Here is a 14,637-nt window from a genome sequence, read left to right on the forward strand (position 1 = left end):
CATCCAGTAAACTTGGATGCCTTTTTTAATACTAATAGAAGTTAACTGAAGTACTGCTTTAATCCTTCTAATCTTTCTACCAATTCCTTTTCTGTGCTTCGATAGGCAGACCTGCTTGATAATTCAGTGTTGACCGAAAAATAATATTTAATCTTTGGTTCGGTACCTGATGGTCTTGCTGAAATTTTGCTTCCATCCGCCAAATAAAACTGCATGACATTGGACTTGTCCAATTCAAGAGGTACAACCTTTCCTGAATCTACATAAGTGATGGTACTGGCTTTGACATCCACAATTCTTTCCACTTTCTGAGAATTCATTTCTTTTGGTGGATTTTGCCTAAAACCATTCATAAGAGCCTGAATTTGTTCTGCACCATCTTTTCCTTTTTTCGTCACTGAAATTAGGTTTTCCTTGTAGAAACCAAATTGCTCATATATTTCAGCAAGTACATCAAATACGGTTTTTCCTTTTGATTTATAGTAAGCTACGACTTCAGCTACCATGGCACATGCACTAACTCCATCTTTGTCTCGGACAAAATCACCCACTAAGTAGCCATAGGACTCTTCACCACCTCCAATGAATTTTTTAATACCTTCTAATTCTCTGATGATTGCTGCAATATTTTTAAAGCCTGTCAATACGGAGAAACATTCCACATCAAAACCTGCACATATTTTGTCAATCAATTCTGTGGTCACAATGGTATTGACCATAAACTGATTTCCATCGAGTTTTCCTGCTTCTTTCCACTTACTCAATAAGTAATAGGTCAACAAAGACCCTGTTTGATTTCCATTGAGCAGTTCATATTCCCCTGATTCATTCGGTACAGCTGCTGCATATCGATCTCCGTCGGGATCACAGGCCAAAATCAACTCTGCACCTACTTCTTTTCCTAATTTAACAGAAAGCGTTAATGCTTCTGCCTCTTCAGGATTCGGGTACACTACTGTTGGGAAGGTTCCATCTGGTTCTGCTTGTTCCTTCACAATATGTACATTTTCAAAACCAAATGTTTTGATAGCTGCCGGTACCATTTTGCCTGAAGCTCCATGAATAGGAGAGAAGACAATTGGTAAGTCTTTTTGTTGTTTGATTTCCTCAGGGGATAAACTGAGGCTTTTCACTTTCTCTAGATAAATGGCATCAAAATCCTCCTCTATGTAACTGAATAACTCATCTTGTTTATTCCAGTTGACCTGATCAAAAGATGTGATTTTCTGAACTTCTTTAATGATGTTGGTATCATGTGGAGCGACTACTTGAGCTCCATCATCCCAATAGGCTTTGTATCCATTGTATTCTTTTGGGTTATGGGATGCAGTAATCATGACTCCACTTTTACAGCCATAATGTCTTACAGCAAATGAAAGCATAGGCGTAGGCCGCATGTCTTTAAAGTATAAAACTTTAATTCCGTTAGCAGTCAAAACATTCGCTGTGGTGGTCGCAAATAAAGTATTATTGATCCTACTATCATGAGTAATCGCTACTTTGATTTCTTCACCTTCAAAGCACTTCAATAAATAGTTGGCCAGTCCTTGGGTAGCCATTCCGATGGTATAAATATTCATTCGGTTGGTTCCAACTCCCATTAAACCTCTCAAACCTCCTGTTCCGAATTCAAGATCTTGATAAAATGAATCAACCAACTCGGTTGGATTATCATTTATCAGCGTCTTGATCTGTTTCTTAGTATCTTCATCGATGTTTCCATTCAGCCAACTTTGGGCTTTTTCGAGTATGGCAGGGTCTAGTGCGCTCATATGTTAAAAATTTCTTTGAAATCTAATTTATAGAAAATGTGAAATAAAGCCATTTTATCACAAAAAATCCTTCTCTTTTTTTACTTGAATATTTTTTAAAGCTCCTTACTTTGAATAGGTAATTATTTTTAGCTTTTGAAAAGGATTTTTTTAAGCGTAGAATAAAACTATTTTTAAGGAGTTCTATCACCCTCTCAAATTAATGGATTTCCCTTTTCGTCTAGGATTACTTCAGCTTTTCTTTTTACAGTTTATGATAAGCATGGGCTATGCCCAAGACTTCCAGCATAATCAAAGAATATACCTAAGCGGAAAAGATGCTGCTAGTGCTATAAATTGGGATTTTAGAATATCTGATGGAAGAAATGCTGGGATTTGGTCTCAAATACCAGTTCCTTCCAATTGGGAAATGAATGGTTTTGGAACACTTAATTATGGTCTTGATCATCGTGATACCAACAAGCTGGTTGGAAAAGAATTTGGAGAATATCGTTTAGAATTCTTTGCTGAAAAGGAGTGGAAAGGGCAAACTGTTAATTTGGTCTTTGATGGCTCCATGACAGATACTGAAGTTTGGGTTAATGGTAAAAGTGCTGGACCTATTCACCGGGGAGGGTTTTACAGATTTCAATTTGACATAAGCAAATTATTGTCCTATGGAGATACTAATTCACTTGAAGTAACTGTTCATAAAGTTTCTGAAAATGAATCTGTTAATAAAGCAGAAAGAGAGGCTGATTTTTGGATTTTTGGAGGAATATTCAGACCGGTATTTCTAGAGGTTTTACCAAGTTTTCATTTTACTAGAATTGCAGTAGACCCCAAGCATGAAGGGGATTTTAATGGATTTGTCCTATTGAACAAAGTTCCTAAATCCGGTTGGTTGGAAATAGATCTGATTGACCCTAGAACTGGTCAATCTGTAGGGGAATTCCAGCATTCTATTTCCTCTGATTCGGTTAGGTTTACTCATCAATTCCCTAATATCAAAGCTTGGAATCCTGAATCCCCTACACTCTATAAAGCTATTTTCAAATTAAAGGATGAGGAAGGAATCCTCTATAAGAAAAGTGAAACAATAGGATTTAGGTCCGTGACTTTAAAAGAGAAAGACGGATTATATATAAATGGAGTCAAAGTCATACTCAAAGGAGTAAATAGACATTCTTTTTATCCAACCACCGGGAGAGCTCTGAGTGATTCTAATCATTTGGAGGATATTCTTTTGATGAAGGAAATGAACATGAATGCGGTAAGAATGTCTCATTACCCCCCCGATGAAAGATTCTTAGAGTTAGCCGATTCAATAGGGTTATTTGTATTGGATGAAGTGACTGGCTGGCAGGATGCTTATGATGAAATCATAGGTCCCCAGTTAATTAGTGAAACTGTTTTAAGGGATGCGAATCACCCATCGGTTATCCTTTGGGATCATGGAAATGAAGGAGGTTGGAATTTTGAGAATGAGCCCGCTTTTCATCAGTTTGATATTCAAAAAAGACCTGTTATTTACCCTTGGCTATTGCGAAATCACCTCGATACGTTTCATTATCCCACTTATAATTCTGAGGAAGGAAGACTGGATCGTGGAGAGAATGTATTTATGCCAACAGAACTATTACATGGTTTGTATGACGGAGGTGCTGGAGCTGGGCTGAGTGATTTTTGGGCGAAGTATTCTGAAAACCCTTTGTTTGCTGGAGGTTTTTTATGGGCATTTTCAGATAAAGCAGTAAAAAGACGAGTTCGATCTGATAGCTTAGATGCTGATGGGAATCATGCTCCAGATGGAATACTAGGTCCATATAGAGGAAAAGAAGGGAGTTTTTATAGCATTCAATCTATTTTTTCTCCCATCAAGATTGATTTTTTAGAAGAGGAACCTCACCTTGGAAACAAGGTAAGGGTTACGAATCAATATCTATTTTCTGACCTAAACGAATGTCAAATCCAGATAGAAGTTTTGAAAATAAGAGGATGGCAAGGAACATCGGTTGTTAGCAGTAATTTGATTTCACTTCCCCAACTTCGTCCTGGAGAATCGGCATTGGTTGATTTACAGTTACCTGATCAATGGAAAAAAGGAGATGTTTTGAAACTAACAGCTTTTGGTATCCATAGTGAGAAACTTGCTGCTTGGGCGAAACCTATTCACGAACCTAAAGAGGGAATTACTAGCTATTTTAATTCCAATGAAATTGAAATATACCCCATCAAGGTCCGGGAATCTACTGGCGATTTACAGGTAGAAGTAGATGGGAAACTCTTTTTTTTCGGAAAGAAGTCAGGAAATTTAGAGTTGGTAAAAGTGGGGAGAAGATTTTTCTATTTGTCCCAAAATCCAGAATTGGAGGGAATGAGGCTTGAGCCTAATAAAGTCTCTTGGAAAAAGTTAAAGGATGGATCCATCGAGATTCAATCCTCATTTCAGGATCAATTGGGCTCTATCACTTGGACGGTTTTACCAAATGCTAAATTAAAAATGGAGGCATCGCTTTCCCAATTGTCTTGGAAAAGTGAGGAGTTACTAGGTATGGGATTCCATTTTCCTGACTCTTTGATAAAAAAGGCTGATTTGATTGCAGATGGACCTTATAGAGTATGGAAAAACAGGAGGGAAGGAGTAGGTTTTGGGCTCTGGGAAAAAACATATAATGATACCCAGACAGGCTATAGTTTTGAAGATTTAAGGTACCCAGAGTTTAAAGGATATTACTCGAACTTCCATGCAGTCAAATTGATAACATCTGAAGGGGAGATCGAGATAAAAACAGAAACTCCGGGAATATTTTTAAGCTTGTTCAAACCTAACTATCCAGACGAATCAACTTTGGGAATTATGCCGGAGCAAACCAAATCTGATCTGAGCTTTCTTTATGACATCCCAGCTATGGGTACCAAATTTCATATGGCCTCCGAAATGGGGCCTGTTCAAAATGAATCTCCAGAAAGAAATTTAAAACCACTTATATTATGGTTCAACTTTCGCTGATTGGGACTTTTTATCGATAATTACTTCTTTTTTTTTAACTCTTGAAAAATGCTCATAAGGGATAATCCCATATCCATATTTTATAGAAAATACCTTGGTGAACTCTGCTCCAAAGAAGAAAATCAAACAGGAATAGGATACCCAAAGCAGGATGAGTATTAAAGATCCTGCTGCTCCGTAGGTGGAACCGGGATTCGTGGCACCAAAATATAAGGCGAGTAAAAATTTTCCCGCAACAAATAAAATAGCAGTTAAAAATGCTCCGACCCAAACTGTTTTCCATCTGATTTTGGCATCAGGCAAATATTTGAATATCAAGGCAAACAAAAATGTGATGACAGAGATGGAAAGTACCCAGTCTAAAGTGAACGCTAAGTAAATTACAAATTCGGGTAATTCACCAGATAAGAACTCACTTAGAATAGAAATCAAAGCTGTGAGAATAAAACTTATCAAAAGGAGAAATCCAAGTACCAAGACAAAACCAAAGCTTATTAAACGGTCTTTGGCCAATTTATACCAAGTGATTTCATCTGTAAGTTTCAACTCCCAGATTTGGTTTAAAGAGACTTTCAAATGGTAAAAAACTCCTGTGGCTCCAAATAGAAGTGTCCCCACACCTACGACAGTAGCCAAGATATTTTTATCACTTAACTCAGTACTTAAAATCATTTCCTGAATGATCTTAGCATTATCTGGTCCTAAGACATTTTTGAATTGAGCGGATAGATTACCTGCTACGATATCAGGACCCCAAATAGCTCCTACGGAATTGACTACAATGACTAATAACGCCGGTAAAGACAAAATGGCATAATAAGCAACTACAGCACTTAGCCTTGCTGGGTCGGAAGCCATCCATCGATGAAAAGCCATAACAATTAGTTTTGGCAAATCCCGAATGTGAAACCTACTTGGGGTAATGAGATCTTCTTTGGGAATAGTATCCATGCTTAATTAGAGTTTTCTTTCGCCTTTTGTAGGGTAAGTGCTCCCAATTCCTCTTTCATTGTAACTCCACCTTTAATGCCAAAGTCCAAAGTTCTGATTGGGAATGGAATAGTAATTCCTTCTTGGTCAAATGCTTTCTTCAATGCAATAATGGCTTCATTTCTGGCAGGGATGAAGTTGATTTCTTCTGTGGAGAATTTAACCCAAATATTCAAAATAAAATTAATGGAGCTGTCTCCAAACCCTGTCCAGAAAATACTTGGCTCTTCCGTTGACAATCTGCTTGGTAAACCTTCCATAGCCTCCAAGGCTACTTTTTGTACCGTTTCTAGATCTTCACCGTAACTTACTCCACATTCAATTTGAACTCTTCTTTTGCCTTCTTCTGTGTAATTGATAAAAAATTCCTGGAATAACATTCGATTTGGAACATGTACGATTGGGCCATTGTAAGTTCGAATTTTGGTGACACGAAGGTTTACATCAATCACTTTACCTTCATGTCCGTCTTTGGTCTGAATCACATCTCCAATTTTATAAGGTTGGTTAAACGTGATAAAAACACCTGACATGAAATTGGCTGCTGTATCCTGGAAAGCAAAACCCAAGGCCAAACCCATGATACCCAATCCTGCTAAAATGGAAGAAACTGTTTTACTTAATTCCATGGCTGAGAGGGAAAGCATGATTCCCAAAACCATAATTCCCATAAATATGATCTGACTCAAAAACCTGCTTATGGTAGGGTTTATATGAATTTTAATGAGGTATTTATTGGAATACAACTTGAGTTTTCTCGCCATGAAAATTGCTGCGGTCATAATGATGATGGCCAACATCAAATTAGGTAAGCTGCTGATTGCTGCTTCTCCCCAGCCTTGCAATTTTTCGGTTATTTTTTCAAAAACTTTTTGTGTATCGTATCCAAATATTTCCATTAAACTCATATCCTTATTTTTAATTCCATCTTTAAAATGAAATCATCATGCCATGTTTAGCATGAATTGCATAATGGAGGATTGGCTGAGATATGGAGTTTAGATAATGTTTTATCAGGCATTATTTAAAGCTGAAATTCAGCTTTTTAAAAGAAAAGACTCACAAATAATTTCATTCCTATCAATAATTTGAGATTAATAGGAAGCTTTTAACTTGGAATTAAAACCTTGAATTTGCCCGATTTGGGGAATTAATTCCTTTGCTATTTTAGATTTTGTTCTAATTGATTCAGTATTTTTTGCGAGTTCACTCCCAATTGTCTCATGATTTTTTGAACATCTTTCTGATGTAAGTTTGTCCTTTTGATTGTCTTTTCTTCAAAGATGATCACATTGCCTTCCCAAATATTTGGGGCGCCTGGTACAAAAATCACTAAGTCTCCATTGTCCAATTTATCTACTTCGAATCCCAACATCCATCCATCGATGGGAGCTAGGACTACAGGGAAGTTGGTATCCGCACTTAATCCGGCCGTGTCTTGAAGTGTATTCTTCATCAGGTGATACCCTGGGAAAAGTGTCAAAATATTATTTTCTATCCAATTGACCATTTTTAGTCCCACACCTTTACTAGCTATATATCCGGCTATCAAACAAATAATAACCAAAATGATGATACTTAGAAGGTAAGGGCTACTTGTAATAAAGTACTTGTCACCAAAGTTTTCAGTGATAGAGTTTGCTAATGGTCTTAGCAAACTGATGGCTTTTTCTAGAAAGATAATTGCCAGGATGATAGGAATTAAAAAAAATATTCCTCCTTTCAAGAGGTCATTAAATAAATTGATTAGTTTTTTCATGGATTCCGATTTTAATAAAAAAATTAGGACATTTTCTTATGTAAAAAAAATGCCGGCACTAGACCGGCTTCATTTTATAAGTTTCCTCGTAATTCTTGCTCTCGTTCAATTGCCTCGAACAATGCCTTGAAATTTCCTTTACCAAAGGATTTAGCCCCTTTTCTTTGGATAATTTCGAAGAATAAGGTAGGTCTATCTTGAACAGGTTTGGTGAAAATCTGAAGTAGATAACCTTCCTCATCCCTATCAACCAAAATATTTAAATCCTTAAGGGGCTGAAGGTCCTCATCTATTTTTCCCACTCGATCCAATAAGTCATCATAGTAAGATTGTGGAACTTCCAAAAACTCTATTCCTCTTTTTCTAAGTTCGGATACTGTGTGGATGATATCATCGGTAGCAATGGCCATATGCTGGACTCCAGGCCCGTTATAAAAATCCAGATACTCTTCTATTTGGGATTTTTTCTTTCCTTCTGCAGGTTCATTGATAGGAAATTTGATGTAACCATTTCCATTGGAAACTACTTTTGACATCAATGCTGAATATTCCGTGGAAATGTCTTTATCGTCAAACGTGATCAACAATTTGAATCCCATCACATCTTCATAAAAAGAAACCCAGCGATTCATTTCGCCAAGCTCTACGTTTCCTACACAATGGTCAATATATTTCAACCCAATAGGAGTAGAATTGTAGGTGCTTTTTCTTGGGATAAAGCCAGGAAGAAATACACCCTTGTAATTTTTACGTTCCACGAATGTATGAATGGTGTCTCCATAAGTTTTTATAGAAGCGATTTTGACCTCCCCATATTCATCTTTTAAGATGGCAGGTTCTTCCACAGATTCAGCTCCTCTAGAAGTGGTCTCATACCAGGATTTTTCTACATCATCTACCCATAAGGCAAGTACTTTTACTCCGTCTCCGTGGCGATTGATATGTTGGGAAATAGGGGAATCAGATTGTAAGGGTGAGGTCAGTACCAATCGAATCTTATCCTGCTTTAATACATAGGATGCCCGGTCTTTAATCCCAGTTTCTGGACCTGAATAGGCAATCAATTCAAATCCAAAAGCATATTGATAGAAAAGGGAAGATTGCTTGGCGTTGCCTACATAAAGCTCTATATAATCGGTCCCATTGATAGGGAGAAAATCTTCATTCATGATAAAGTTATTTTTGGGTTTTATATCTATCCCAAAGTTATAAAATTAACCAAAGAAAATTTTGTGAATTGCAATTATTCTTGAGGGTTTTTATTACTCCATAAGGTAATTCCTGCCATGATCAACATGGTCAATGCCCAAGGTCCTATTCCCGGTTCAAAGGATAAGAGAATCAAAGTAAGGTAGTAAATGGGCCCCAATGTAAATCCTATTAGAAATTTCATAGTGGAGTCAAAAACTTTGTCCTTGATTTTAGGACTTCTCCACAGCCAAATCCAATACAATGGGAAATGAAAAATCTTCATGAGTTTATTTTTTAAACCTGAAAAGGGGAGGATGGGGTCTTTTACCATTCCTGTTTCCAGAAACTCTCTAACAGCTTCTTGGTCATTTAGATCTACACCTGCTTCAATTAGTCTGATTAAATTGACCTCGTAATTTTCATTGGGAATTTCTACCACTAATTCATGAAGAGCCTTTTCCACAGACTTGGTCAATTTTCCTGATTGGGAGTTAGGCATGTCTACCTCTATGGGTTTCCCAAAAACCATATGAACCCTACTCCCAGATTTTTTATGCGCTGAATAGTTGATTCCTACAGGTAAAACAACGGGATTGGTTTGAGGGTATTTTTCTTTTAAACCAAATGCCATTCTAGTAAACCCTTTACTCAAAGGTCTTAGATTTCTTATCAAGCTATGACTTCCTTCAGCAAAAATGATGACTGTTCCATTTCTTTTCAGAATCTCATATGTTTTATCAAATATTTGCTGATTCTGCTGAATGGTTGAAAATCCATCGCGTACACGATAAACTGGAAGCATCCGTATAAAATCCAATAATTTGGCAGCTAATGGACTTTTAAACACTGAAGCCCTGGTTAAAAAGAAGGGATTTAATTTAGTATGAGTAGCTAAAAGGAGAGGGTCAATTAATGCATTTTGGTGATTTGCAACCAAAATAACCGGCCTCTTTTTAGGAATATTATCTTTCCCATCCACTTTAATGTTTTTGAAATAGAGATGAAGGCAGGCTTTCACCATAAGCCTTAACCAATAATTTACAAAATCTTTCATTCTTTATATTTCCATAGGGTGGCTATCGTAATTCCTGAAATCAAATGCCAAATGCCCCAAAAGGCTGTAATAAAGGCCATTCCTCCAAGTCCATTAAAATAGGTAAAGATAAGAACCAACCCCAATCCTGAGTTTTGAATTCCTGTTTCAATAGTTAATGTTTTGACATCAGCTAAGGGAAGTTTGAATGCTTTTCCGGTTAAAAAACCAGCCCCCAAAGCAATAAAATTGTGTGCTAAAACCCATAAAAATATTAAGGAAATGTAGTTTAAAAACAGATCCAAGTTTCCCATAAAGGCAATGACAATAAATGCAGCGAAAATTAGAAGACTTAGGGATTTTAGGATTTTTGATGCTTTCTCTGCAAATTTTGGTGAATTCTGATGAGTTAAAATACCGAGTAACAGGGGTATCCCTAATATTAAAGCAACCGTAAAAAAGGCATCTTTGAAATCCAGGCTTATTTCTTTAAGTAGATTGGAAGTAGGTCCGTATAGACTTGCCCAGATGGCAAAATTGACTGGTGTACTAATGATGGATAGGAAACTTGAAAATCCTGTTAAACTGATCGATAAAGCTGTATTTCCTTTAGCCAAATTGGACAGGAAATTTGAAATGTTTCCTCCTGGGCAAGCGGCCACCAAAAACATCCCCAATGCAACACTAGGAGGTGGATTAACTAAATGAACTAATATCCAGGTTAAGAAAGGAAGTAAAAGGAATTGTGAAAAAACGCCTAAAAAAAAACTTTTGGGATTTTTTACCAAATACTTAAAATCTTCAAACCTTAAATCTAAGGCGACCCCATACATGATTAGCGCCAAGGCAAGGTTGAGTAAAAGGAGGTCTTGGGGGCTAAAGTTTAATTGTATGGAATCTAAATCGTTATATGCTTGCATGAAGCCTTAATTCATAAAGATGGGTGTCTTCACTTTTAATTATTCATTAAAGAGAATTCCAATAATAAGCAATTTGAGGATGAAAACACGCATGTATTCATTTTAGGCCCATTTTTTCACAAATTGATAAAAAGTAAGTGCAATCGATTGCGTAGGTATCTAGTTCGTTCAAAGAATAGGCATTGACCCAAAGAGGCGAAATAGTTAGATTAAAGAAATTTATGGTAGATGCTGAGAATACAAGTTCTTGGTGGTTCCTGATTTGATGATAAATAACCCAAAATAGTTATACCCATGACCCAGCGAAGAGAGTTTATTAAAAAAAGTGTGTTAGGTACTGCCGGAATTGCCATGGCAGGTATGAGTATGTCAGCTAAATCCTATGCCTCGATCTTAGGAGCGAATGATCGAATCAACATGGCAGTAATAGGAATTAGAGGACAAGGCAGTAATCATATTAATCAATGGTGTGCATTAAAAGATAACCGAAATGTTCGTCTGAAAACACTCTGTGATGTTGATGAACAATATTTTTCCGAAAAATCGAAGATCGTAATAGAAAAAACTGGTGTTACTCCATTGACTGAATGGGATATGCGAGCTGTTTTTGATGATCCGGAAATAGATGGGGTATCCTTTGCTGTCCCTAATCATTGGCATGCCTTAGGAACCATTTGGGCTTGCCAAGCTGGTAAACATGTGTATGTCGAGAAGCCAGCAAGCCATAATGTCTTTGAAGGAAGGAAAATGGTAGAAGCAGCCAGAAAGTATGATCGGAGGGTTCAGGTTGGTTTTCAGAATCGATCTATTGCTAATGTAATGGAAGCGATGGAGTTTCTACATGCCGGTGGAATTGGTGAAGTTTATATGGCCAGAGGTCTTTGTTATAAACCAAGAAATTCCTTTGGTAGGGTGGCTGATAGTAATCCCCCAGCATCCTTACATTATGATCAATGGTTAGGTCCTGCACCTTATCAGCCTTATAATGAGAAAAAAGTCCATTACAATTGGCACTGGCATTGGGCTACGGGAAATGGGGATACTGGTAATCAAGGTCCTCATCAATTTGACGTGGCTCGCTGGGGATTGAATGCGAATGAACATCCCGTGTCGGTTTATTCTTCTGGTGATATTTATGGAGTAACTAAAGAGGAATGTTCTCAGGAAACACCCAATACTCAAACTTCTATTTTCAAATATGCGGATGGAAAAACCTTGGAGTTTGAAACGAGGGGCAGGTATACCAATGGGGAAGCCAGCTTAGGAATAAAGATCGGGAATGTGTTTTATGGAACGGATGGCTACTTAGAAGTAAATGGAAGTTCATGGAGAGCTTTTAAACAAGATGAAAAAGAACCATTTGCCATGAGTAAGAAGTCCCAAGAGGCTGGCCCTAGCAACCAGGTGTTGGCAGCACCAGGTGGGGCGGAGCATTATGCTAATTTTTTGGATGCAATTCGATCAGGTAGTAATGAAACATTACATTGCGATATTGAAGAGGGCTTTATTTCTTCTACTTTACCATTGATTGCCAATGTCAGTTATTTAACAGGGCGACAATTGCATTTTGATGGAAAAACTGAAAAATTTATCAAAGATAAAGAGGCTGATAAACTCTTGACTAGAGATTATCGAAAAGGTTTTGTAGTTCCTAATCAAGTTTAATTGTTAAAGACTAACTATGTTTGAATTAAATTCAAGAAGAGGCTTTTTGAAAACAGGTATTACGGCAGGCCTTGGGTTGGCTGCTGGGAATTTTCCCTTTTCACTTCTTGCCGAAAACGCAAGAAAAGGAATGCAATTTGGGTTAGTTACCTATCAATGGGGAAGAGATTGGAATCTTGAAACCTTGATTTCAAATTGTGAAAAAACAGGTGTTCTTGGGGTTGAACTTCGAACACAGCATGCCCACGGAGTGGAAACCTCTTTAAGTTCTGCCCAACGCATGGAGGTGAAAAAGAGATTTGAAGATAGTCCAGTAACCTGTTTGGGATATGGAAGTAATTTTGAATACCACAGCCCTGATCCAAAAGTAGTTCAGCAAAATATCGATCAGACTAAAGAATACATCAAGCTTTGCAAAGACATTGGAGCCAGTGGGATAAAAGTCAAGCCTAACAATCTTCCTGCAGATGTTCCAAAGGAAAAAACCATCGCTCAAATTGCAGATTCATTTAATAAGATCGGTGCTTTTGCAGGTGACTATGGGCAATTGGTACGTGTAGAAGTACATGGACATTTGACTCAGGAATTGCCAAATATGAAGGCAATATTTGATCAGGTCAATGACCCCAATGTGAAAATCTGTTGGAATTGTAATCCTGAAGATTTATTGAGCCCAGGACTGGAGGCAAACTTTAATTCTGTCAAGCAATGGTTCGGTGATACGGTTCATGTTCGGGAGTTCAATGAAGGTGATTATCCATATCAAGAACTTTTCAATCTATTTGCTAAAATGGATTACCAAGGCTGGATTTTGATGGAAGCCAGAACGGAACCGGAAGATCGAGTAGCTGCCCTTAAAGAACAACTGAACTTATTCAATACATTAAAATCAAATGCTTTAGGAATAGTCTGAGCTTTTAATCTTAACCCCAAACAACCAATGCAATTAAAAAAATCAATTCAATTAGCAGGACTGGTATCTGGTTTTTTGATACTGAATGCTTGTAATTCTGGAGATTCCCAAAATCAAGAAACATCAAATGATATGGAAAAGCCTTCCAATACGATACAGTTGGTTCAAGACGAAGCAGCTCAAAAGGTAGATGTATTAGTAGATGGGGCGCTTTTTACATCATTCATCTATCCAGATACATTGGATAAACCTGTGTTATTTCCCATCAACACATCGAAAGGTACTACCATCACTCGGGGATGGCCTTTAGCTCCAAGACCAGGAGAGCGGTTTGACCATCCTCATCATATTGGCTTATGGTTTAATTATGGAGATGTCAATGGCTTGGATTTTTGGAATAATTCTTATGCGATTCCTGCAGAAAAGAAATCTGATTATGGACACATCACATTGGAAAAAATAAATTCCATTTCCTCTTCAGGAAACACAGGAAAATTGGAAGTAACTCAAGAATGGAAAAATGAAGATGGGCTAACCTTATTAGAAGAAAAGACCACCTTTAATTTTGAAGCAACGGATGATACAAGAACGATTGAGCGAATTGCTATTTTGACTGCGAAAAATGGACCTGTTTCATTTACCGATAATAAAGAAGGTATGATTGCAATTAGAGTTGCTAGGCAATTAGAACATCCTTCTAAAAAACCTGAACTATTTACCGATGCATCTGGAAAAGTTACAGATGTACCTACGATGAATAATGAAGGAATCACTGGAATGTATACTAGTAGCAATGGAAAAAAAGGTGATGATGTATGGGGAACAAGAGGAGATTGGGTGGAGTTGGCAGGATCTATTGAGGGAGAGCCTATTTCGGTAATTTTATATGACCATCCAGAAAATGTAGGCTACCCAACCTATTGGCATGCGAGAGGCTATGGTTTATTTGCAGCAAACCCTCTTGGTCAAAAAGCAATGAGTGAGGGTAAAGAAGAATTAAATTATCAATTAAAAGATGGAGAATCCATGACCTTTAAATTTAAAGTGGATATAGTTTCTGGAAAGAGTATAGAAGAGGGTCAAATTGTTGAATACTTTAACAGTTGGAAGGAAAATTAAATTGCATAAAATATTTAATTAGAAAAAGCACTATTTATTTATAGTGCTTTTTTTTATGTATAAATAGCTTATTTATTAAATATTCATGTGTTTATAGATCTAATAAAAGTCTATTTGATATTCTGGCATCATGTATGAACTAATATTAAGAGAATTCGCCATAAGGGTGTTTAGAAAACATAAAAATCTTAGTAATCAATAGATTATAGGTAAGTATGTGTGAATTTTATCCTCATTTTGTGGGAATTATATGCAATCAATGTTTTTCAGTTTCTCTTTAATC

11 protein-coding genes are annotated in these 14,637 nt (G+C 37.0%); 4 read left to right on the top strand and 7 right to left on the bottom strand.

Features of this window, described 5'->3' with window-relative positions; translation table 11 throughout:
* Nucleotides 1–41 precede the first annotated feature (41 nt).
* Entirely contained in the window at nt 42–1,772 is a 1,731-nt protein-coding gene (locus JYB62_RS03550; protein ID WP_205644055.1) for a phospho-sugar mutase, read from the bottom strand.
* A 202-nt stretch (nt 1,773–1,974) separates the two neighbouring features.
* On the opposite strand from JYB62_RS03550, the gene JYB62_RS03555 reads away from it, so the two are divergent.
* Nucleotides 1,975–4,764, top strand: coding sequence for a glycoside hydrolase family 2 protein (locus tag JYB62_RS03555; protein ID WP_243431430.1), 2,790 nt, complete (start codon nt 1,975–1,977; stop codon nt 4,762–4,764).
* Here JYB62_RS03555 and JYB62_RS03560 read toward each other — a convergent pair.
* The 6 genes from JYB62_RS03560 to JYB62_RS03585 all read right to left on the bottom strand — a co-directional run bounded on the left by JYB62_RS03560 (nt 4,744) and on the right by JYB62_RS03585 (nt 10,657).
* Nucleotides 4,744–5,715, bottom strand: a complete 972-nt coding sequence (locus JYB62_RS03560) for a YihY/virulence factor BrkB family protein (protein WP_205644056.1) — start codon at nt 5,713–5,715, stop codon at nt 4,744–4,746. The two genes, JYB62_RS03555 and JYB62_RS03560, sit on opposite strands and share 21 nt — an antisense overlap.
* Before the next feature lie 2 nt (nt 5,716–5,717).
* Nucleotides 5,718–6,662, bottom strand: coding sequence for a mechanosensitive ion channel family protein (locus tag JYB62_RS03565; protein ID WP_205644057.1), 945 nt, complete (start codon nt 6,660–6,662; stop codon nt 5,718–5,720).
* A gap of 254 nt (nt 6,663–6,916) precedes the next feature.
* Nucleotides 6,917–7,513, bottom strand: a complete 597-nt coding sequence (locus JYB62_RS03570; protein ID WP_205644058.1) for a DUF502 domain-containing protein — start codon at nt 7,511–7,513, stop codon at nt 6,917–6,919.
* A gap of 74 nt (nt 7,514–7,587) precedes the next feature.
* Nucleotides 7,588–8,682, bottom strand: a complete 1,095-nt coding sequence (hppD, locus tag JYB62_RS03575) for a 4-hydroxyphenylpyruvate dioxygenase (RefSeq protein ID WP_205644059.1) — start codon at nt 8,680–8,682, stop codon at nt 7,588–7,590.
* Nucleotides 8,683–8,756: 74 nt separating this feature from the next.
* Nucleotides 8,757–9,758 (bottom strand): lysophospholipid acyltransferase family protein, encoded by a 1,002-nt coding sequence (locus JYB62_RS03580; protein ID WP_205644060.1) that lies wholly within the window; start codon nt 9,756–9,758, stop codon nt 8,757–8,759.
* A complete protein-coding gene (locus tag JYB62_RS03585; protein ID WP_205644061.1) occupies nt 9,755–10,657 on the bottom strand; it encodes a bile acid:sodium symporter family protein in 903 nt (300 codons plus the stop codon). The genes JYB62_RS03580 and JYB62_RS03585 overlap by 4 nt, the downstream gene beginning before the upstream one ends.
* A 294-nt stretch (nt 10,658–10,951) precedes the next feature.
* On the opposite strand from JYB62_RS03585, the gene JYB62_RS03590 reads away from it, so the two are divergent.
* From JYB62_RS03590 to JYB62_RS03600, 3 genes are read left to right on the top strand one after another with little or no spacing between them, the layout of a single operon-like run.
* A complete protein-coding gene (locus JYB62_RS03590; RefSeq protein WP_205644062.1) occupies nt 10,952–12,322 on the top strand; it encodes a Gfo/Idh/MocA family protein in 1,371 nt (456 codons plus the stop codon).
* Nucleotides 12,323–12,338: 16 nt separating this feature from the next.
* Nucleotides 12,339–13,235, top strand: a complete 897-nt coding sequence (locus JYB62_RS03595) for a sugar phosphate isomerase/epimerase family protein (RefSeq protein ID WP_205644063.1) — start codon at nt 12,339–12,341, stop codon at nt 13,233–13,235.
* Nucleotides 13,236–13,262: 27 nt separating this feature from the next.
* Nucleotides 13,263–14,354: a DUF6807 domain-containing protein gene (locus JYB62_RS03600; RefSeq protein WP_317194624.1), complete on the top strand. Its 1,092-nt coding sequence runs from the start codon at nt 13,263–13,265 to the stop codon at nt 14,352–14,354.
* Nucleotides 14,355–14,637: the final 283 nt, after the last annotated feature.

Origin of the sequence: Algoriphagus lutimaris (genome assembly GCF_017051705.1) — a bacterium.
Taxonomy (GTDB): domain Bacteria; phylum Bacteroidota; class Bacteroidia; order Cytophagales; family Cyclobacteriaceae; genus Algoriphagus; species Algoriphagus lutimaris.